We start from the raw sequence: 21562 nt of genomic DNA on the forward strand, positions 1-21562 counted from the left end.
TTTCGACAACCGTTTTAGTGCCCGGCCGTACGTTGAGCCAATGGGTAGCTGTATCATCTGCGGCACCTCCACGGATGGCTACATCTGCGAGAGTCACGAGGAGGACGTCGTTTTCGAATTCGAGGGATCGCACGCGAACCAACTCACGCCCGGGCGTTTCTACCGTGGCTCGGTGGACGGCTTCGCCGAGTTTGGCGTGTTCATCGACATCGGCGACAGCGTCACCGGTCTGCTCCACCGCAGCGAGCTCGACAGCCGTCTGGAGAGCCTCGACTGGGACTCGGGCGACACGGTCTACGTCCAGGTCACGGACGTCCATGACAACGGCAACGTCGATCTCACGTGGTCGATCCGTCAGGCCGACCGCGAGTTCCGCGGCAGCCTCGTCGACACGCCCGAGGGTGACGAACTCCCGGACGACGCGGAGGCCCCAGACCCAAATGAGCGCGCGGTCGCCGGACGTCCGGCGACCGACGCCGACGAGAGCGCAGTGACGACCGACGAGCCACAGACGGACGAGAGCTCGGCGACGGTCGACATCGACGGTGCGAGCGAGTCGGAAACCGACACGAGCACCGAGAGAGCAACCGGGACGAGCGCCGCATCGACGGCCGACGACGGTGGCGCGACGCTCGCCGAACCCGACGAGGAGCGCGAGCGCGTCGCCATCGACGAACTGGAATCGCGCGTCGGCGACGAGGTGCGCGTCGAGGGTACGGTCGCCTCGGTGCGCCAGACCGGCGGCCCGACCGTCTTCACGCTTCACGACGAGAGCGGCACGGTCGACTGCGCGGCCTTCGAGGAGGCCGGCGTCCGCGCGTACCCCGACGTCGAACAGGGTGCGGTCGTCGCCATCGAAGGGCGCGTCGAGCGCCATCGCGAGGAGATCCAGGTCGAGGCGTCCGGGCTCGCCGTGCTGGACGACGAGGAGCGCGAGGCCGTCGAGGACCGGATGGAGGAGGCACTCGCCGAGCAGGCCCAGCCCGAGGCGGTCGCACCGCTCGCTGAGGATGAAGCGGTCGACGATCGCCTCGACGAGATCCGCGATCTCGCGGGGCTGATCCGGCGCGCCGTGCTGGATTCACGACCCGTCATCGTCCGTCACGACGCCAGTGCCGACGGCTACGTCGCCGCCAGCGCCATCGAGCGGGCGACGCTGCCCCTCGTGCGCGACGAGCACGCCCAGCGCGACGCCGAGTACCACTACTTCGACCGCCGACCGCTCGGCGAGGGCGTCTACGACATGAACTCGGCGACCCGCGACGTGACGAAGATGCTCGACGCCAACGAGCGCCACGACGAGAAGTTCCCGCTGTTCGTCTTCTGTGGCGTCGGCGGGACCGGGGCCTCGAAGGACGGGCTGGAACTGCTCTCGGTGTACGACGCCGATCGAGCCGTCGTTTCCGACGGGGCCACCAACGGCGAGACGGCCGAGGCGTTCGTCGACACTGCGGGGACGACCGCGACCGCGATCGCGGCGACAGTCGCCGTCCACGTCGATCCCGACGTGCGCGACGATCTCGAACACCTACCGGCGGTGAGTTTCTGGGAGGAGACGCCCGCGGCGTACGCCGATCTCGCCAGCGAGATGGAGTACGACGCCGACCGGACACGCGATCTCCGGCAGTCGGTCGCGCTCGTCGCGAACTACCAGGCCTACGAGGACAAGCGCGAACTCGTCGCCGACCTGCTGTTCGACGGGCGTGAGTCGCTCGCGACGCGGCTGGCGACCCAGTTCCGCGAGAAGCTCGACACGGCGCTCGATACCGCACGGGCGCATCTCGAACAGCACGAGGTCGACGGAACAGTTGTAAGCGTGCTCGATACGGACGCGTTCACCCACCGCTACGACTTCCCGCCGACGGGACTGCTCTGTGACGAACTCCACCGCCGAACCCGCGACGACGCACCGGTGCTGCTGGGGATCGGCGAGGACGAACTGCTCGTCCGGCACGTCGACGCCCTCGATCTCGACGCCGTCGCCACGGACGTCGCCGACGGCGCGCCCGACGCGGACGTGTCGGTCGGCGCGGCCGGCGACGACAGGCTGACCTTCCTGGTCGGCGAGCGCGAGGCCGTCCGCGAGGCGGCGATCGAAGCGGTCGCCGAACGGTCGTAGGTCGGCAACAACAGCCTTATTCACGCGACGCGACTGGTTTTCACGAGTGCGATGAGTACCGAGATTCCGCCGACCGAGACGGAGGCATTCGAGCGGACCTGCGAGACGCTTATCGAGCGGATTCTCGACGGCGAGATCGAACGCGGCAAAGTCGAGGCGGCGAAACTCGAGGCCTGTTCGACCCATTCCGCGCCGAAAGTCCCGAAGAACTCCGAGATCATGGATCACGCGCCGGAGGGCCGCCGCGAGGAGCTGGAGAAAGTGCTGCAGCGAAAGCCCGTCAGAACGGCCTCGGGCGTCTCGCCGGTGGCGATCATGACCAGCCCGCACATGTGCCCGCACGGGAAGTGTCTCTACTGTCCGGGCGGTCCCGGCTCCGAGTTTTCGAGTTCGCAGAGCTACACGGGCCACGAGCCGGCCGCCGCGCGCGGCGTCCAGAACGACTACGATCCCTACGGCCAAGTCACGCTTCGACTCAATCAACTGCGCGAGATCGGGCACCCAGTGGACAAGGTCGAGCTAATCGTGATGGGCGGGACGATGACCGCCCGGAGCCACGACTACCAAGAGTGGTTCGTCAAGCGGGCGCTCCAGGCGCTCAACGAGTTCGATCCCGACGCCGAGCCGACTCCCTCCGAGAGCGAGAGCTTCGCACAGGAGCCCGACGAGTACGACTTTCGCTATCTGGAAGACGTGATCGCCGACAACGAGACGGCGCGGGTTCGCAACATCGGGACGACCTTCGAGACGAAACCCGACTGGTGTGACCCCGAGCAGATCGACCGCATGCTCGATCTCGGCGGGACGAAAGTCGAGGTCGGCGTGCAGACCACGTATGATGAAATCAATCGCGCGATGCATCGCGGGCACGGCACACAGGCCTCCGTGAACGCGAACCGCCGGCTGCGGGACGCAGGGTTCAAGGTGGGCTTTCACATGATGCCCGGCCAGCCCGGGATGACGCGGGAGATGTGTATCGAGGACTTCCGCCGGCTGTTCGAGGAGAGCGAGTGGCGGCCGGACTATCTCAAGATCTACCCAATGCTGGTCGTGCGCGGGACGGCGACCTACGACATGTGGCGAAACGAGGAGTTCGAGCCGCTCGACAACGAGACGGCCGCCGAACTGGTCGCCGAGATCAAGTCGATGATACCCAAGTACGTCCGTCTCCAACGCGTCCAGCGCGACATCCCGGCGGACTTCATCGATGCGGGCGTCTGGAAGTCGAACCTCCGCCAGCTCGCGCGCCAGCGCATGGACGAACACGGCTGGGACTGTGACTGCATCCGCTGCCGCGAGGTCGGAATGAACGAGGAACCGCCCGAGAACGTCGAGCGCGACGTGCTGACCTACGAATCGGGCGGCGGCACCGAGCAGTTCATCAGCTACGAGGACCCCGACCGCGACCTGCTGGTGGGATTCTGTCGGCTGCGCTTCCTGAACGACCCCGTGCGCCGCGAGCTCGAAAACGCGGCCATCGTCCGCGAACTCCACGTCTACGGCCCGATGGTCCAGGTCGGCGACGAGAGCGCCGACTGGCAACACAGGGGCTACGGCGGGAAACTGCTTGACCACGCCGAGCGGATGGCCGCCGACGCCGGCTTCGACAAACTGAGCGTCATCAGCGGGATCGGCGCACGCGAGTACTACCGCAATCGGGGCTATCACCAGGACGGCCCGTACGTCTCGAAGCGATTGTAAACCGCTATCAGATTCATTCGAGTTGCCGAAAACGGGGGTTTGGATCGCTGAAACCCCCGAACCGGCCAGTTGATTTATGTAGGAGGGGTGTGCGAGTGGGGACGGGGACGCCGCAGGTGATGCCACGGACGGACCCACTCGTGGGGTGCGGAGCCGGTTCGGGGGTTCATGGCCCCATCCGGTCGACGTTCTGAAACCATTGTGACCCGATCTCGTTTAGCGTCCGGAGTCCGTAGCGCAGTCGATGACTCAGAACTGCTCGCGACGGGAGGGGCCGCGATGAACGTCGCCATCGTCGGTGCCGGCGTCGCCGGCGCGGGAGCGGCGTACGCGCTCAACGACACGGCGGACGTGACGGTTTTCGAGAAGGCGTCGTCGATCGGCGGCCGGACCGCGACCCGGCGACGGCACGGCTGTCGGTACGATTACGGCGCGAACTACTGCAAGGACGAAGGAAGCGCCGACGATCTCCTTCCGGAACTCGACGCGTCGGGATTGGTCGATATCGACACGCCGGTCTGGACGTTCGACGGCGCGAACGAGATCAGTGAGGGCCACGACAGCGACGAGCGAAAGTGGACCTACCGCGACGGCATCGAGCAGCTGCCCCACCGGCTGTTCGAGCGCACCGACGCGACGATCGAGACGGACACCCGCATCGGCGGGATCGAACGGACGAACGGCTGGCGGCTCGAAAACGTGGCCGGTGACGACTGTGGCGAGTTCGACGCACTGGTGTGTACGCCGCCCGCCCCGCAGACGGCGGAGCTGCTGGCGAGTGCGGGATGGGAGGACGAGCTCCGTGAGCAACTCGTCGGAACGATGAATGCGGTGCCGTACCGGACGACCGTCACCGCCGTGTTGCACTACCCGTTCGCGCTCGATCGGCCGTACTACGCGCTCGTGAACACCGACGGTGAGCACGAGATCGGCTGGCTCTCGCGCGAGGAGTGCAAGCCGGGCCACGTGCCAGAGGGTGAGTCGCTTCTGATCGTCCAGCTGGCACCCGGCTGGTCGGCCGAGCGTTACAGCGAACCCACCGACGAGATCGCGGCCACAGCGGCCGACTCGGTCGCGGAACTGTTCGACGACGAGCGCCTCGCCGCCCCGGACTGGGTCGACAGCAAGGGCTGGCGGCTCGCTCAGCCCGACGACGGCGTCGATACGGAGCTGCTCGCCCGCGCCGAGGCGGACGGGCTCTTCTTCGCCGGCGATTGGGTCGCGGGCGAGGGGCGGATCCATCTCGCGCTCGACAGCGGCCTCGATGCCGGCGATCGCATCCGAGAGCGCGCGTAACGACACCTCTTTTCGGCACCCGTACACAGAACGGGTATGGATCCGAAGCGCGAGCTCACCAGCGTCGACCTCGCGGCCCTCGTCACCGAGCTCGGGACGTACGCCGGCGCGAAGCTCGACAAGGCCTATCTCTACGGCGACGATCTGCTGCGCCTCAAGCTCAGGGACTTCGATCGTGGCCGGGTCGAACTGCTGATCGAGGTCGGCGAGACCAAGCGCGCACACGTCGTCTCGCCCGAGCACGTCCCCGACGCGCCGGGTCGTCCGCCCGGGTTCGCGAAGATGCTCAGAAACCGGCTCTCGGGCGCGGATTTCGCCGGCGTCTCGCAGTTCGGCTTCGATCGTGTGCTCACCTTCGAGTTCGAGCGTGGGGATCGAAACACGAAGGTCGTCGCCGAGCTGTTCGGCGAGGGAAACGTCGCCGTTCTCGACGCGACCGGCGAGGTGGTCGACTGTCTCAACACCGTCCGCCTCCAGTCCCGGACCGTGGCCCCAGGCGCACAGTACGAGTTCCCCTCGGCACGTTTCGACCCGCTCGCGGTCGACTACGACGGCTTTGCCGCCCGAATGGATGAGTCGAACACCGATCTCGTGCGCACGCTCGCTACCCAGCTCAACTTCGGCGGGCTCTACGGCGAGGAGCTCTGTACCCGCGCGGACGTCGAGAAGGAGCTGGCCATCGAAGAGGCCGATGAAACCGATTTCGAGGCGCTCTACGACGCACTCACTGGACTGTCGGAACAGCTGTCGAGCGGTGATTTCGCTCCCCGTATCTACCGCGACGACGGCGAACCGGTCGACGTCACGCCCTTTCCGCTCGACGAGCGCGCCGAGTTGGATAGCGAGGAGTTCGACTCGTTCACGGCGGCGCTCGACGCGTACTTCGTCGAGCTCGACACCACGGAGGACGAGGAGAGCGGCGGGCGCGAGCGCCCCGATTTCGAGGAGCAGATCGAGCGCCAGCAGCGCATCATCGACCAGCAGGAGGGTGCCATCGAGGAGTTCGAGGAGCAGGCCGACCGCGAGCGCGAAACGGCCGAATCGCTCTACGCGAACTACGAGCTCGTCGACGAGATCCTCATCACGGTCAGGAACGCGCGCGAGGAAGGCATCGGCTGGGAGGCCATCGAGGAGCGGTTCGCCGAGGGCGAGGAGCGCGGGATCGCGGCCGCCGAGGCCGTGACGGGCATCGAGCCGAGCGAGGGCACCGTCACCGTCGAAATCGACGACCGTGACGTGGAGCTCGACCCAGAGGAGGGCGTCGAACAGAACGCCGATCGGCTCTACCGCGAGGCAAAGCGCGTCGTCGAGAAGAAGGAGGGTGCCGAGGAGGCTGTCGCCGAGACGCGCGAAGAGCTCGAAGCGATCGAGCGCCAGCGTGACGAGTGGGAGGCCGGCGACGTCGATAACGAGCCCGACGAGGAGAGCGAAGACATCGACTGGCTCTCTCGAAGATCGATTCCCGTCCGCACGGACGAGCAGTGGTACGAACGGTTCCGCTGGTTCCACACGAGCGACGGCTATCTGGTGATCGGCGGGCGCAACGCCGATCAGAACGAGGATCTGGTGAAGAAATACCTCGATCGCGGCGATCGCTTCTTCCACACGCAGGTCCAAGGCGGGCCGGTGACGATCCTGAAGGCCACCGGTCCGAGCGAGCCGACCCGCGAGATCGACCTGCCCGACCGAAGCCTGGAGGAGGCCGCCCGGTTCGCCGTTTCGTACTCGACGGTCTGGAAGAACGGGCGCTTCGCCGGCGACGCCTACATGGCCGAGCCGGACCAGGTCTCGAAGACGCCCGAGAGCGGCGAGTATCTCGAAAAGGGTGGGTTCGCCATCCGCGGCGACCGTACCTACTTCCGGGACACCGCCGTCGGCGTCGCGGTCGGCATCACCTGCGAGCCCGAGACGCGCGTGATCGGCGGACCGCCATCGGCCATCGCCGATCGGACGGAGACCGCGATCGAAGTCGAGCCGGGCCAGTACGCACAGAACGACGCCGCGAAACGACTGTACCGGGAGTTCCGCGAGCGATTCGAGGACACCTCGTTCGTTCGCAAGGTCGCCAGCCCGGACCTGATCGCGGAGTTCCTGCCACCGGGCGGGAGCCGGATCGTCGACTGAGCCACAACGACAGCGCACTTACTGCTCGCCCACCCAGTCGTGATATGCAGATCAACGGCCGCACGCGACTCGAGGGCGAGCGCGAGCGCTGGACGCTCGTTCCCGAGAGTCTCGACGATCTCTGGCATCTCTCCTACGTGCTCGAACCCGGCGATCTCGTCTCGGGCGAGACCACCCGGCGCATCCAGCGCGACGACGATCGGATGCGCGACACCGGCGGCGAACGCGAGCCGATGTCGGTCACGATCAGCGTGGAGGACAGCGAGTTCCACAAGTTCGCCAACCGACTCCGCGTATCGGGCACGATCGAGTCGGCCTCGCGCGAGGACCAGATCGGCCATCACCACACGCTCAACGTCGAGGAGCGCGCGGAGGTCGAGATCGAGAAGATATGGCAGCCCGACCAGCGCGAGCGCATCGAAGAGGCCGTCGAGGCGACCGAGAACGCCGACGTGGCGATCGCCACCGTCGAGGAGGGTGCGGCCTCGATCCACACCGTCGCCCAGTACGGGGCCGAGGAGTACGCTTCTTTCACTGGCCCCACCGGAAAGGGCGAGTACGCCCGCGAGCGCTCCGAACTGTTCGCCGAGCTCGCGAGCGCGCTCTCACACCTCGACGTCGATGCGGTCTTGCTCGCCGGACCGGGATTCACCAAGGAGGACGCCAAGAAGTATATCGAGCGGAACGCACCCGAGCTGCTGGACAAACTCGGAGCGACCGTCGACACGAGCGCCATCGGCGATCGCGGCGTTCACGAGGTGCTCAAGCGCGGTGCGGTCGAGGAGGTCCAGGCCGAGACTCGCATCGCCGAGGAGGCCGGGAAGATCGACGAACTCACCGCCCGCATCGGGCAGGATGCGGAGGCCACCTACGGCATCGAGAAGGTCGCCGAGGCCACCGAGTTCGGGGCCGTGGAGGAGCTGCTCGTGCTCGACGAGCGCCTGCGCGAAGAACGCACCGACGATGGCGAGTGGGATGTCGACGTGAACGAGATCATCGAACGGGTCGAACAGCAGGGCGGTTCCGTCACCGTCTTTTCGAGCGAATTCGCGCCCGGCGATCAATTGGGCTCACTCGGCGGGATCGCGGCGCTGTTGCGTTATCGCCTGGAGTGATTCGATGAATTACTCGATCTCGACCGTCAGTCCATCACGAGCGAACCTGACGTCGCCGTCGTAGCGCTCGCCGATCGATTCGAGCATCTCCTCGTGGCGACCCTCGGTGTGGGGGTAGAGATGGGTGAGATAGAGCCGTCCGACGTCGGTTCCCGAATCGGCGAGCGTTTCGCCAAGCTGGCTCGGCGTCGGGTGGCTCGAGACGTCGACCTCGTCGGGAAACGAGCAGTCGTGGGCCAGTACGGCCGATCCGTCGGCGAAATTCGCAAGACCCTCGAACGCCTCGCTGTCGGCGCTGAAGGTGAACGTCGGTCCTTCCCCATGCGTGAACCGATAGGCGAGACAGTCCATCGAGTGGCGGGTCTCCTTGGCGTCGATGTCGAACCCGGCGACCGAGAACGATTCCGCGCCGATCTCGCGCACTCGGAGATCGATGCGCCCGTCCATGTACTCGTGGACGTCAAGCAGGCCGTCGAGCAGGGCCTTGGTGCCCTGCGGGCCGACGACTTCCAGATGCTCTGCGCCGGCGAGCCAGCGGGCTTTCATCAGGGGAAGGAGGTCGGCCACGTGGTCGAGATGGTGGTGGCTCAGGAGAACCGTCGAAACGCCCTCGTAGCCCGCGTCGGTCCGTGCGAGCGCGTTGAGGACGCCGCTGCCGCAGTCGACGAGTAGGGAATCACCGTCGGCGTCGAGCAGCAGTCCGGTCTGCGCACGCCGGCCGCTCGGCATCGCCGCGCCGGTTCCGAGGAAAGTCACTCGCATGGTGGATGGGCGGCGGCAGCGCGGAAAAGACGCTCGCTGGCGCGTCGGTTCGTGCCGTCGATCGGAGAACCGCGCATCGCGAGGATCGAATCGACCGTCGGGCCTCGATCGCGATAGAATGGTTCTGAGACATCCGATCGACAGTATCAAGCCGAAGGCTCATGAGCGCTACCGCCCCACGCTCGGCGATGGCAGACTCCTCGGCCGGCGGGAGCGGCTTCTTCGCGTACTACCGCCAGTACGCCCGCTCGGGCGTCCACGCCGCGAGCGCGGCCGCGCTCACCGCCATCGGACTCTGGGCCAGTTTCACCGGCAATCGGTCGTTCATCCTCCTGGCGATCGCCGTCTACGTCCTCCCGCCGCTGTTTCTCTATCTCACGAACGAAGGCGAGAGGGTCCCGTCGGTGGTCGACGAGGATGTACCAACGGACCACGGTGCGGACCGAAGCGAGGCGAGCACCGGCGAAACACGCGACAGTAGCGACAGCGACGACGATCACGACCCCAGGGATGGACGAGTCGATCGTTCCCAGGCCGATGCGACGGCCGAGCGTCGAACGACCGACGATTCGTCCGCTCTCGATACCTCGGGTGCGGCGTCCGCAACCGACGAACACGATGGCGAGGAGCGCATCGACGACGGGGCCGACGAATCCGCATCCGGGAGCGACGACAGTGAGCGCGACGGCAACGATCGCGACGGTGACGAATCGGCCGAACCGGACTGGACAGAGAGTGACACGCCGACCGACCGATCGCTGCTCGACGTCGTTGCGACTCACGAGAGCGCGTACGCGGTCGGCGAGGGCGGAATCGTGCTCGCCCGCGACGAGGACGAGTGGACGGTGGCGCTCGACGACGGCCCGACGGCGAACGGGAACGTGCTGCGCGGCGTGGACGCGACCGACGACGGTGAAGCCATCTGGTTCGCCGGCGACAGCGGCGTGCTCGGGCGCTACGCTGACGGAACGCTGACCGACCACTCCGCACCGAAGGATCAGACCAGCACCTGGGAGGACGTCGCCGTGACGGGCGAATTGGGCGGCGAGCGGCTCTACCTGGTCAACGGCTCGGGCGAACTCCTCCGCGGCAGCTACGAAGGCGGTACGGTCTCGTGGGAGGACATCGAAAAACCAGGGAGCGGGTCGAGCATCTCGTCGATCGCGTTCGTCGACGGCGACCGTGGCCATCTCTGTGACACCAACCAGTCGGTCTACGAGACGACCGACGGCGGCGAATCGTTCGAGCGGATCGGTATCGAGGACGCGAACGCCGCCTTCATCGATATCGCCGCCAACGCCGCCGAAACGCTCGTCACGGCCGACGACGGCTCGCTGTTCCGCCACGACGGCGCGGTCTGGACCCGACGTCGGCCGGGCGAGGCGGCGCTCTCGGCGATCGCCATCGACGACGAAGCGGGGTTCGCGGCCGGCGACGGCGGTGCGATGTACGAACGCGCAAACGGGGACTGGGAATCGGTCGAGACACCGGTTGCTGCGGATTTACGGGGGATCGCGGTCGGAGATCAACGAGCCGTCGCGGTCGGTGCCGAGGGAACGATCGTCGAGCGATAGCCCTATTTCGCCCAGTCGACCATCCGCGCGTAGCGTTCGTCCGAGGAAAGTGCGTTCTCGTCGCCGACGAGCACGAGCGCCTTCTTCGCGCGCGTGAGTGCGACGTTCACCCGTCGGTGATCCTCGAAGATCGGTGAATCGAGGTCGCCAGTCGCGACGAACGAGACGATGATAACCTCCTTCGCCGAGCCCTGGAACCGATCGACGGTGTCGACGGCGACGTCGGGTACTTCTCGGCGGATGGCTGCCGCCTGCGCGCGAAACGGCGCGATGACGCCGATCTCCTCGCGCGGGACGTCCGCTTCGACGGCTCGCTCGACGAGCTCCGCGACCGCCGTCACCTCCGCGGGGTTCGTGTTCCCCTGCGCCGTGCCGTCGGGATCGACGAACGCGACCCGTTTCCGGAGGAGGTCGGGGAGCGCGTCGGCATCCACAGTTGGAAGGTCGGTGACGTGCTGGGCGGCGACCGCCCCGCTCGCCGGCCGGAGCGCGCCGTCGTAGAATTCCTGAGAGGAGTAGGCCTGGATCCGCTGGGCCATCCGGTACTGGGTGTCGAGCAGCACCGACGCGTCCGGATGCTCGGCGGCCAGTCGCTCGAACAGCGATCGCGAGAGGTCGGCCGCCCGCCCGCCACCGCCGCTCGGCGACGGCTCGATCGATTGCTGGACGTCAGCGTGCCCGCCGTCCGATCGTGCAGCGGTCGGGGTCGTCGGTTCGGATTCGGTTGCCTGCTCGGTGTCGGCCGACTGCACCACCGGCGGGAGCTGCTGGTGATCACCGACGAGGACGAACCGGTCGGCGAGCGCGAGCGCGGCGAGCGTCGCCGGCTCGGTGAGCTGGCCAGCTTCGTCGACGAGCGCCACGTCGAATTCCGTCTCGCGCAATACGCGCGAACCACAACTCGCGGTCGTCGCTGCCACGACCGGGGCCTCGCTGAGCTCGCGCGCCCGCGCTTCGGGGTCGCCGCGCGATTCGAGCCGATGGTCCTGCATGTCCTCGCGCACGCCGCTCTCGGTTCCCACGCGGACGAACTCGGTGAACCCCTGTTCCTCGAGCGCTTCGAGCGCGTTGTCGACCGCACGGTTGGTGAAGGCCGACAGGAGCACGCGCTCGCCACGATCGACCAGCGCTCGGATCGCCCGGGCGATCGTGTAGGTCTTGCCGGTGCCGGGCGGCCCGTGGATCAGCGCGCAGTCGTCGGCCCCGACCGCCATGCGTACGGCCCGATCCTGAGCGGGGTTGTTGTCGATGAACGTCTCGTCGATTTCCCGAAATGTCGGCTCGCGCCGGTCGAAGAGCACGTCCTTCTGGGTGAGATCGCCGGCGAGCACCGCGTCGTGCAGCGCCGTGAGCATTCCATCCACACCCATCTCGGAGGGATAGACGTCGAGCCGGCGGAGCTCGACGGGTTCGTCAGTTTCGACGACGACCTCCTCGCCCAGTTCGATCACGCGAGCCATCTCGGCGGTCCCTCGTACGGGGTGGCCGTCGCTCGCGAGAACGACGTCGCCCTCGCGGATCTTCGACACCGGGTCGTCACAGCGCGCGCGGAGTTCCCACCGACCGTCGACTTCCGTCTCCCCTATCGGTTCGAGGTCGACGAGCGCCCGGTCGGCGGCGGCGCGCTCTTCGGCGCTCTGGGTCCAGAGCTTCGCGTACTCCCGGTGGACCGCTCGGCGCTCGTCCTCGATGGCCCGGTAGAACCGTTCGAAATAGGCCCGCTCTTCCGCGGGGAGCGGCTCGCCGATCCCTCCGGCCTTCGACTCCTGGTCGAGCCGACCGGAGATCACCATGCAGGTGTCCTGCTCGAAGCAGTAGTTGCAGGTCGCGTTGGCCTCGTAGCCCGTCGGCACGGTTTTGTCGACGCCCATCGCGGCGAGTTCGTTGCGCTGTCTGAGGACGTACTCCAACAGCCCGTCGGACAGCGAGAAATCCTTCGCCGGCGAGAGATCACCATCCGTTTCGCTCCTGTCGAGGGCGGCGTTTTTCGTGTAGATCAGCGTCCCGGTGTCGGGTGGTTCACCCATCTCATCGAGGAGAAGTGCGTAACAGGCGACCTGCACCTTGTCCTGAAAGCGTGGTTCGCTATTCGTGTTCTTTCCCGTCTTAAGCTCGACCGGCGCGCCGCGGCGCACGGCGTCGGCTCGCCCCTTCAGGCCGTACCGTTCCGAGATCAGCGTCCGTTCGGATCGCCACTCGTCTCCACCATCGAGGGTGCCCTGTCGGAGCCAGCCGTCGATGGCGCGAGCGTGGTCGGCCACGTCCGCCCTGACTTCGTCGGCGTCGCGGTCGAGCAGTCCGAGATCGAGACCCGCCTCGGCGACACGCTCGTCGATCGCCGTCTCGACGTCGCCGCCGCGGAGCAGATCAGAGAAGACCTCGTGGACGATCGTCCCCTTGATCACCGGGTAGTTGAGCGGCACACCGGAGAGTTTGTTGAGGTAGTGCATCCGGGGACACTGGACCCAGGATCGCACGTCGGTCACGTTCACGAGGTAGTCGGGTTCGACGACGATTCTGGAATCGCCGGTCGTCGAATACTGGATCTCGCCCCGATATTCGTCCTCCTCGACGTCGACAGCGAGCAGCTCCATGCCTTCTTCGGCGTAGTCGACGGTTTCGGTCCACTTGCCCCACAGCGTGAGCGTCACGGGGGCGGCCCGTCCGTCGTCGGGCCTGAGCGTGAGCTCCGCGCAATCGCGCTCGCCGTAGTCGGTGCTCACCGACGTCACCTCGCCCACCTCGACGAGCGATCCCCGCAGTTCGGTCACACGCTAAAACAGGGTCGGCTGGTGAAAAACGCTATCGGTCATCGAAATCGTCAGTGGATGCTGTTCCCTGGGTGCTACTGTGGGGTACCACGGTACTCGTCGTCGCCGAACCCGAGCAGTGGCCAGAAGATGAAGTTCAGAAACCACAGTCCGAGAGCGAACCCGACCCCGTGGCCGAACGCTCGCGAGACACCGGCGAACATCTTGTACATGCCGTAGAGGTTCACGATCGGAACGAAGAGGATTATCAGCAGCCACCACCACGCGTTGCCGCCGATCTTGAGCATGACGTACAGGTTGTATATCGGAATGATTGCAGCCCACCCCGGCTGACCGGCCCGCTGGAAGGGCCGTGTTTAATCGCTAGACAACGTCGGATCAGGTCGCCAGAGTGACGGAGTTGAAGCGGAAGACGGCGAAGTATGTCAACGCAAATCTTCCGCTTCACCGAACGTGTTGTCTTCGCCGTCAAAAGGGTTGCCGATGATTGGGACGAACCCGCCGCCCCGGAAGGTGGCGGCGGGTTCACCGATGCAGCGATGATATCCATCCACTGTCTCCGGATTTATCTCGATACAACCTACCGGATGACGATCGATGTGTTGACGGAAATGCCACGAATATCGCGGGAGATCGGCCTTGAGCCGGCCGATCTCCCGCATCCATCGACGTTATGTCTCGCTTTCGATAGAATTGAGATGGCGGTCTGTCGAACACTTCTCCAGCAGTCTGCGCAGTTTCATAACACTGGGCCGATCGGAGCGATCGACGCTACGTTCTTCGAGCGCTCGCCTGCGAGCCGCTCGTACTGCAACAAGACGAAATACGAGGTACAGGGCCTCAAAGCCACGAAACTTGTCGATGCAGAAACAAACGTCATCCTCGATTTGCACTGTACGACCACCAGAGAAGGAAGTGACGCCGACATCTGCATGCAACTCGCCCGCCGGCAGGCGGACGAGTTGCAGATCCTCACTGCTGACAAAGGCTACGACTGCACGTGGCTGCGTGAGTACCTCCGTGAGGATCTTGACCTCCGACCGTTGATCAAGCACTGCATCAACAAGCCCTACGATCACGCCCACAACGCCCGAATTGACGACGATCTCTACCACCAGCGCTCCATGTCAGAAACCGTCTTCTCCTCGGTCAAGCGCTCGCTGGGCGTCGCCCTGCGAGCGCGGACATGGTATCGAGAATTTCGTGAGATCGCGTTGATGTGTGCGGTGTACAACATCAAGCAGGCCGCAAAACAGGAAATTCCACTTCCGTCATGCGATTAAACACGGCCGCTGGAAGGCCTTCCACATACCGGCAAGGGTAACGAGCGCTACCACCACGGCGATCAGTGTGGATACAGCTCCAAACACACCACCGCCATCACTCTGTAGCGGAACGAGCAGGAACTCCGAAATTGCTGACATCGATTGATCGCAACAGATCGCTGTGTATTAAATATTTCTATTCTGTAGTAGATTAATATAGGTATTTATAGAGAAAACTGAATAGTTGGTACATCGAATCGGGGAATAACAGAGTGTGTCTCCGTATGAAAGCATCCGTCCGAAAACACAGTGATCCAACAGCGTACCACTGCCAGCAACGACGAACGGTAGGCCTATTTCACGCCGGCGAGTCGGCCCTCACATGCAGACAGTGCTCCTCGCGGCCGGCGAAGGCACGCGGATGCGCCCGCTGACCGCCCACACGCCGAAACCGATGCTCCCGGTCGCCGACCGCCCGCTCTGTGCGCACACCGCCGACGCGGCTATCGCGGCCGGCACGGACGAACTCATTCTGGTCGTCGGCTACGAGGCCGACGCCGTCCGGGACTACTTCGGCGAGGAGTATCGCGGGATCCCGGTGAAATACGCCACGCAGGACCAACAGTTGGGAACGGCTCACGCCGTCCGCGCCGCGCGCGAACACCTCGACGGCGACTTCGCCGTCCTCTACGGCGACGACCTCTACGATCCAGGAAGTATTCAGGAACTGTTCGAGAACGCACCGGGCATCACCGCCTACCGCGCCGAAAACCCCTCCAACTACGGAGTGCTCGACACCGATGGCGAGCGAGTGGTGGGCGTCACCGAGAAGCCAGAGGAGCCCGAGACCGACCTCGTGAGCGCCGGAGCCTGTGTTTTGCCGAGCGAAGCTCGCGAGTGGCTCGACGTCGAACAGAGCGAGCGCGGCGAGTACGAACTCACGGACGTGCTCGATCGGGTGTTCGCCGAGTACGACGTCTCCTACACCGAACTCGACCGCTGGATGGGCGTCGGCCGACCCTGGGAACTCCTCGAAGCCAACGAATGGAAACTCGCCGCCCTCGACGGGCGCGTGGACGGCGACGTCAGCGACCGCGCCGAACTCCGTGGGCCCGTCGTGGTGGAAGAGGGCGCACACGTCGAGCCGGGTGTGGTCGTCGAGGGTCCGGCCCTGATCCGGTCCGGTGCACACGTCGGTCCGAACGCCTACGTCCGCGGCGCGACGCTGCTCGGCGAGGAAGTGAGGGTCGGCAACGGCGTCGAGATCAAAAACAGCGTCGTGATGGCCGGGACGCACGTCCCCCACCTCTCGTACGTCGGCGACAGCGTTCTGGGGAAGGACGTGAATTTCGGAGCCAACACGACGGTCGCCAACCTCCGCCACGACGACGAGCCGGTGAAGCAAACTGTCAAGAGCGAGCGCGTCTCGACCGGCCGACGGAAGTACGGCGTCGTCGTCGGCGACGGGACGAAAACCGGGGTCCACACCACGCTCTATCCGGGCGTCGTGCTCGATGCGGGCACGCGGACGGAGCCGGACGAGACGGTCGCTCGCGACAGGTAGTCGGATATTTATATCGTGAGATGTGAACACGGGCCATGAACGATCCGACGTCCGCGGTCGGCGAGGCTACCGAAGGAAGCGCGCCGACGTGTGCGAGCTGCGACGAGAAGATCGTCGACGAGCCGACCCATCGCGTGCTGACGGGCATCGAAAACGGACAGGTGAGCACCGAGCATTTCTGTGACGAGGATTGCCGCGCGGCGTTCGTGGGCTGAGGGTCAGAACTCGACGTTCGAGGTCGAGGTGAGATCCACATCGTCGTCCTCTTTCGGCCCGGTGGCGACGAACTCGTAGCGTTCGTCGGCGAGTCGCACGGCACCGTTCTCGACTGCGATGGCGATGTCGGCGAGGCGTGCGCCCTCGCAGGGGCCGAACGTGCAGTAGCCGGTGTCGGCCTCGAACATCGCGCCGTGGTTCGTACAGACGATCTCGCCGTTCCGGCACTCCGCGCCCGACCCCTTGTCAAGGCCGATATGGGTGAAATGCATACAGTGGTTCAGCCACGCTTCGATGCCGTCGTCGGTGTCGACGAGAACGGCCTCGTGGGTTTCTCCATTATCGCGTTCACGGATCCTGAACAGCGCCGTCGTGTCGGCAGGAACGTCGTCGACCGGCATGATCGTGCCGTCAGCGGATGCCATCACCCGGAGTTGGCGACCGACCGGGGTAGGCCCGTCGTTTGCGAATAGGACTACTCGCTCGGCTCGGCGACCTTCACGACCTGTTTGCCGATGTTGTCGCCCTCGAACAGTCCGAGGAAGGCGTCGGGTGCGTTCTCGAAGCCATCGACGATCGACTCGCGATGGACGAGGTCGCCGTCTTCCACCCATTCCTGGAGGCGCGCGTTGGCCTGCTCGAAACGGGCCACGTAGTCGCCCACGAGCAGTCCCTGGACGCGGGCGCGCGAGGGGATGAGCAGCGGGAGCTTCCGAGGACCGGTCGCGACGCCCTCGTCGTTGTACGTGGCGATCTGCCCACAGACCGCGACGCGCGCGTCGACGTTGAGCTGCGTGAAGACGGCGTCCGAGATCGGCCCGCCGACGTTGTCGAAGTAGCCGTCGACGCCCTCGGGAGCCGCCTCGTCAAGCGCCGCGCGGTAGTCGTCGGTCTCTTTGTAGTTGATGCCGGCGTCGAAGCCGAGATCGTCTTCGAGATAGTCGACTTTCTCGTCGCTGCCCGCGAAGCCGACGACGCGCGCACCGGCGAAGGACGCCAGTTGGCCGACCGTCGAGCCGACCGCACCGGCCGCGCCCGAGACGGCCACCGTATCGCCCGGGGTCGGTTCGACCACCTCGCGCGTGCCGAAGTAGGCAGTTCGACCGGGCATGCCCAGCACGCCGAGATACGATTCGGGCGGGGCGTTCGCGCTCGGTTCGACGGGTGCGAGATCGTCGCCGTCGAGGGTCGCGTACTCGCTCCAGGAGCCGTTGCCGAAGACGAACTCGCCAGCCTTCCAGTCGTCGTGTTCGGAGTCGACGATCTCGCCGACGACGTGGCCGGCCATCGGTTCGCCCACGTCCCACGGGTCGGCGTACGATTCGCGGTCGCGCATCCGTCCGCGCATGTACGGATCTACGGACAGGAAGAGCGTGCGGACGAGCACCTCGCTGTGTTTCGGCTCCGGAATCTCGGTCTCTTCGAGTTCGAAGGTGTCGCGGTCGGGCTTGCCCTCTGGCCGTTTGCCGAGAACGAACTGTCGATTGGTCTGGCTCACGGGGCCGGTATGGTCGACCGGCGGAGGAGCGTTCCGGTTCGCACAGCCACCGATATGCATTAATGATTACAAAAGATTGAAGCACACCTCGCCTGCATGTGTTTTTGGAACACAATGTCAATGGAAGCAGTCGTCTATCAGGGCGAACACGAAGTGGCCGTCGAGGAGGTCGACGAACCCGAGATCGAACATCCCAACGACGTGGTGATCGACATCACGACGTCGTGCATCTGTGGCTCGGACCTCCACATGTACGAGGGGCGGACCGCGGCCGACGAGGGGATGGTCTTCGGCCACGAGAACATGGGGATCGTCGAGGAAGTCGGCGACGGCGTCAGCACGCTCGAAGAGGGCGATCGGATCGTCCTCCCGTTCAACGTGGCCTGTGGGTTCTGTGAGAACTGTGAGAACGGCAAGACCGGCTTCTGTACCAACGTCAACCCCGGCTTCGCCGGCGGTGCCTACGGCTACGTCGCGATGGGACCATACAAAGGTGGGCAAGCCGAGAAGCTCCGCGTACCGTACGCGGACTTCAACGCGCTCAAACTCCCCGAAGGGGATGAGAACGAGGACTCGTTCGCGCTGCTGGCCGACATCTTCCCGACCGGCTGGCACGGCACGCGACTGGCCGACCTCCAGCCCGGCGAATCAGTCGCGATATACGGCGCTGGCCCCGTCGGACTGATGGCGGCCTACAGCGCGAAGATCCAGGGTGCATCCGAGATCTACTCCGTCGATCGCGTGCCGAGCCGGCTCGATCTCGCCGAAGAACACTGCGCGGCGACGCCGATCAACTTCGAGGAGGGCGACCCCGTCGAACAGATCAAGGAAATCCATGGCAGCGGCGTCGACAAGGGCGTGGACGCGGTCGGCTACCAGGCGATCGACCCGGACAAGGAGGCCGACGACGCCTACGACCCGGCACGGGAAAACCCCGCGAACGTGCTCAACAACCTCATCAGAACCGTGCGCCCGACCGGCCAGCTCGGCATCGTCGGGCTGTACGTCCCCGACGACCCTGGCGCACCCGACGAGATGGCCGCCGAAGGGCGACTGGGCATCGACTTCGGACTGCTGTTCGAGAAGGGCCAGAAACTGGGCACCGGCCAGTGCGACGTCAAATCCTACAACCGCCAGCTCCGCGACCTCATCATCGAAGATCGTGCCGACCCGAGCTTCCTCGTCTCACATCGTGTGGGTCTCGACGAGGCCCCCGAGATGTACGAGCGCTTCGACAACCGCGAGGAAGGCGTCACGAAGGTCCTGCTCGAACCCTAACTCCCCCGATCACCGGTTTTTGCGCGCCTCGCGACACCCGTAGCGGACAGTGACCACGGGGAGGGGGCCGAGTCGCGCCCGCACAAACGTTATGTCCCACGACCGGGTAGCCACGGTATCGATACCCATGTGCATCTACTGTAGCTACGACATGGAGGGTTGGGGCAAACTGCTTGACTACGACGATACCTACCAGGAGGTCGTCCGCGGGGACGAGACGACGGACTCGAACTACGGCTTCCACGAGTCGTGGGACGAACTCCGCGAGCAGGTCTCGCCGTAACTCAGTTCGTCGGGAACGGATCGTCGAACGCGCGATTTTCCGATTCGTCGTCGCCGAGCAGACAATCGTCTAGAGCGGTGACGATCCCCTCCTCATCCATCCCGCTGCCGATGAACACGAGTCGGGTGCGCCGATCGTCATCGTCGCCCCATTTCCCGATCGGGCCGGCCTGGACCGACGGTCCGGCACGATTGAGTCCCATCACGTCGTCGCGCCCGGCGAGTCGGAAGACGCCTTTCGCCCGAACGACACTCTCCGTCCACGAGTCGAGCCACTCGTCGAGTCGCCCGGGGTGGAACGGCCGTTCCGCGGTGTAGATAAACGACGAGACGCCGTGGGCTGCGGCCGCCGGCTGGTCGTGATCGTGACCATCGCCAGCCAGTGCCTGCTTCCAGCCGGCCGAACGCGTGACGGCCGCGAAGTCGAACCGGTCGGTGTCGAGTACGAGTTCCGGATCGACGTCAGAGCGTATCGTCCGGACGATCTCGGCGCGGGACTGGAGCGTTCCGAGTGTGGCCTCGATCTCGTCGAGTCGCTCGTCGGGCACCATATCACATTTGTTGAGAAGGAGGACATCACAGAACTCGATTCCCTCCATCAGAACGTCCGCGAGCGGGCGGTCCATGTCGGAGTCGGCCCCCGCGGGCAGCGATGCGCCGGCGTCGAATTCCTTCCAGAAGCCGTAGGCATCGATCACCGACACCATCGTGTCGAGACGATAGTGGTCGGTCGGATCGATATCGCTCTCGTCGGAACCCTCCAGGAACGTCCGCGCGACGGGCACCGGCTCGCTGATGCCGGACGATTCGACCACCAGAACGTCGAAACAACGGGTTTCGGCGAGGCGCGCGGCTTCGGTGAGCAGATCGTCCTGGAGCCGACAGCAGATACAGCCGTTCGAGAGGTCGACGATGCCCGGATCGTCGGCGTCGTCCGAGCGCGCGAGCAGTTCGGCGTCGACGTTCATCTCGCCCATATCGTTGACGATGACGGCGATCTCGCGACCGCCGGGGGAGGCCAGCAATCGGTTGAGCAGCGTCGTCTTCCCCGCGCCGAGCGGGCCGCTCACGACCGTCACGGGGATCGGTTCCGATGCCGTGGTGTGCGTCATCGTCCGTCCTACGGAACGGAGCTACTACACTCTTGCAGCTAGCGCGCTGTCACGACTCGGGTTCCTACCTCTCCATGCCGCCGTTGACCGCGATGATCTGGCCGGTCATGTACTCGGAGTCGTCGCAGGCGACGAACCGGACGATGCCGGCGATGTCCTCGACGCTGGCGAAGCGATCGAGCGGGATGCGCTGGCGGATCTTCTCCTTCACGTCGTCCGGAACGTCGTCGAGCATGTCGGTCTCGACGAACCCCGGCGCGACGCAGTTCGCGGTCGATCCCGAACTGGCGAGTTCGAGCGCGATGGTGCGCGTGAAGCCGAACAGCCCGCTCTTGGTCGCCGCGTAGTTCGCCTGACCGTAGTTGCCCTGCTGGTCGACGACGCTCGAGACGTTGATCAGCCGCCCGTGCTCGGCGTCGCCGATGTCCTCGAAGAAGGCGTTCGTACAGTTGAAGACGCCACCCAGGTTCACGTCCACGACGCGCTGCCAGTCCTCGCGGGTCATATTCGCGAACGTCCGATCGACGGTGATGCCGGCGTTGTTCACGAGCACGCCGATCGGGCCGAACAGTTCGTGGACCCGCTCGCGCAGGGCCTCGACCTCGTCCGGCTCGGCGACATCGGCCTGGAGCGGAACGGCGGTTCCACCCTCCTCCTTGATGGCCTCTGCCGTCTCGTGGGCGGCGGCCTCCGACGATCGGTAGTTCACGACGACGGTCGCACCGTTGCGACCGAGCCCTCGGTGATCCCCGTCCGATTCCCCGCGATCCACCCGTCACGACGCACGTTTGCTTCGAGTTCATTGTGGCGTTGCGAGCGTCGGAGGTCACTCGCCGTCCCGACCGTCTCCACACGACGTTACCCCCGCGCCCTCACCGTCGACCA

At 65.5% G+C, this 21562-nt stretch carries 17 protein-coding genes and 1 pseudogene; 11 read left to right on the top strand and 7 right to left on the bottom strand.

Going from position 1 to position 21562, the window contains the following annotated elements; all coding sequences use genetic code 11:
* Positions 1-40 precede the first annotated feature (40 nt).
* The 5 genes from NO363_RS10545 to NO363_RS10565 all read left to right on the top strand — a co-directional run bounded on the left by NO363_RS10545 (position 41) and on the right by NO363_RS10565 (position 8355).
* Positions 41-2119 carry an OB-fold nucleic acid binding domain-containing protein gene (locus NO363_RS10545; protein ID WP_256684960.1) on the top strand — a complete coding sequence of 693 codons (2079 nt, stop codon included), beginning with the start codon at positions 41-43 and terminating at the stop codon, positions 2117-2119.
* A gap of 51 nt (positions 2120-2170) precedes the next feature.
* The gene (locus NO363_RS10550) at positions 2171-3820 is read left to right on the top strand and encodes a tRNA uridine(34) 5-carboxymethylaminomethyl modification radical SAM/GNAT enzyme Elp3 (protein WP_256684962.1); all 1650 of its coding nucleotides are present in this window, start codon (positions 2171-2173) and stop codon (positions 3818-3820) included.
* Between the two features lie 279 nt (positions 3821-4099).
* Positions 4100-5116: an NAD(P)/FAD-dependent oxidoreductase gene (locus tag NO363_RS10555; RefSeq protein WP_256684963.1), complete on the top strand. Its 1017-nt coding sequence runs from the start codon at positions 4100-4102 to the stop codon at positions 5114-5116.
* A 36-nt stretch (positions 5117-5152) separates the two neighbouring features.
* On the top strand, positions 5153-7240 hold the full coding sequence (gene rqcH, locus NO363_RS10560) for a ribosome rescue protein RqcH (protein ID WP_256684965.1): 2088 nt from the start codon (positions 5153-5155) through the stop codon (positions 7238-7240).
* Between the two features lie 44 nt (positions 7241-7284).
* Positions 7285-8355 (top strand): mRNA surveillance protein pelota, encoded by a 1071-nt coding sequence (locus NO363_RS10565; protein ID WP_256684967.1) that lies wholly within the window; start codon positions 7285-7287, stop codon positions 8353-8355.
* 9 nt (positions 8356-8364) lie between these two features.
* On the opposite strand, the gene NO363_RS10570 is transcribed toward NO363_RS10565, so the two are convergent.
* Positions 8365-9117 (bottom strand): MBL fold metallo-hydrolase, encoded by a 753-nt coding sequence (locus NO363_RS10570; protein WP_256684969.1) that lies wholly within the window; start codon positions 9115-9117, stop codon positions 8365-8367.
* Positions 9118-9305: 188 nt separating this feature from the next.
* Between NO363_RS10570 and NO363_RS10575 the strand changes: the two genes are divergently transcribed.
* The gene (locus tag NO363_RS10575; protein WP_256684971.1) at positions 9306-10691 is read left to right on the top strand and encodes a WD40/YVTN/BNR-like repeat-containing protein; all 1386 of its coding nucleotides are present in this window, start codon (positions 9306-9308) and stop codon (positions 10689-10691) included.
* 2 nt (positions 10692-10693) lie between these two features.
* Here the strand turns inward: NO363_RS10575 and NO363_RS10580 are convergent, their stop codons facing one another.
* Positions 10694-13462, bottom strand: coding sequence for an AAA domain-containing protein (locus NO363_RS10580; RefSeq protein WP_256684973.1), 2769 nt, complete (start codon positions 13460-13462; stop codon positions 10694-10696).
* 74 nt (positions 13463-13536) lie between these two features.
* Positions 13537-13749 (bottom strand): DUF5684 domain-containing protein, encoded by a 213-nt coding sequence (locus tag NO363_RS10585; protein ID WP_256684974.1) that lies wholly within the window; start codon positions 13747-13749, stop codon positions 13537-13539.
* Between the two features lie 135 nt (positions 13750-13884).
* Between NO363_RS10585 and NO363_RS10590 the strand changes: the two genes are divergently transcribed.
* The 3 genes from NO363_RS10590 (at position 13885) to NO363_RS10600 (ending at position 16506) form a co-directional block, all read left to right on the top strand.
* Positions 13885-14745, top strand: coding sequence for an IS5 family transposase (locus tag NO363_RS10590; protein ID WP_256684385.1), 861 nt, complete (start codon positions 13885-13887; stop codon positions 14743-14745).
* A gap of 364 nt (positions 14746-15109) precedes the next feature.
* On the top strand, positions 15110-16291 hold the full coding sequence (gene glmU / locus NO363_RS10595; RefSeq protein WP_256684975.1) for a bifunctional sugar-1-phosphate nucleotidylyltransferase/acetyltransferase: 1182 nt from the start codon (positions 15110-15112) through the stop codon (positions 16289-16291).
* A gap of 35 nt (positions 16292-16326) precedes the next feature.
* Entirely contained in the window at positions 16327-16506 is a 180-nt protein-coding gene (locus NO363_RS10600) for a DUF7576 family protein (RefSeq protein ID WP_256684976.1), read from the top strand.
* A gap of 3 nt (positions 16507-16509) precedes the next feature.
* Here the strand turns inward: NO363_RS10600 and NO363_RS10605 are convergent, their stop codons facing one another.
* Both NO363_RS10605 and NO363_RS10610 read right to left on the bottom strand, forming a co-directional pair.
* Positions 16510-16932 carry a Rieske (2Fe-2S) protein gene (locus NO363_RS10605; RefSeq protein ID WP_256684977.1) on the bottom strand — a complete coding sequence of 141 codons (423 nt, stop codon included), beginning with the start codon at positions 16930-16932 and terminating at the stop codon, positions 16510-16512.
* A 50-nt stretch (positions 16933-16982) separates the two neighbouring features.
* Complete coding sequence (locus NO363_RS10610; protein ID WP_256684978.1) at positions 16983-18005, bottom strand: NADP-dependent oxidoreductase; 1023 nt, start codon at positions 18003-18005, stop codon at positions 16983-16985.
* Between the two features lie 120 nt (positions 18006-18125).
* On the opposite strand from NO363_RS10610, the gene NO363_RS10615 reads away from it, so the two are divergent.
* Positions 18126-19283 carry a glutathione-independent formaldehyde dehydrogenase gene (locus NO363_RS10615; protein WP_256687964.1) on the top strand — a complete coding sequence of 386 codons (1158 nt, stop codon included), beginning with the start codon at positions 18126-18128 and terminating at the stop codon, positions 19281-19283.
* A gap of 127 nt (positions 19284-19410) precedes the next feature.
* Positions 19411-19566, top strand: a complete 156-nt coding sequence (locus NO363_RS10620; protein ID WP_256684979.1) for a hypothetical protein — start codon at positions 19411-19413, stop codon at positions 19564-19566.
* A gap of 1 nt (position 19567) precedes the next feature.
* Here the strand turns inward: NO363_RS10620 and NO363_RS10625 are convergent, their stop codons facing one another.
* Positions 19568-20677: a CobW family GTP-binding protein gene (locus NO363_RS10625; RefSeq protein WP_256684980.1), complete on the bottom strand. Its 1110-nt coding sequence runs from the start codon at positions 20675-20677 to the stop codon at positions 19568-19570.
* A gap of 64 nt (positions 20678-20741) precedes the next feature.
* Positions 20742-21480 (bottom strand): annotated as a pseudogene (gene fabG, locus NO363_RS10630) (3-oxoacyl-ACP reductase FabG).
* Positions 21481-21562: the final 82 nt, after the last annotated feature.

The organism is Halococcus qingdaonensis (assembly GCF_024508235.1).
GTDB classification, from domain to species: domain Archaea; phylum Halobacteriota; class Halobacteria; order Halobacteriales; family Halococcaceae; genus Halococcus; species Halococcus qingdaonensis.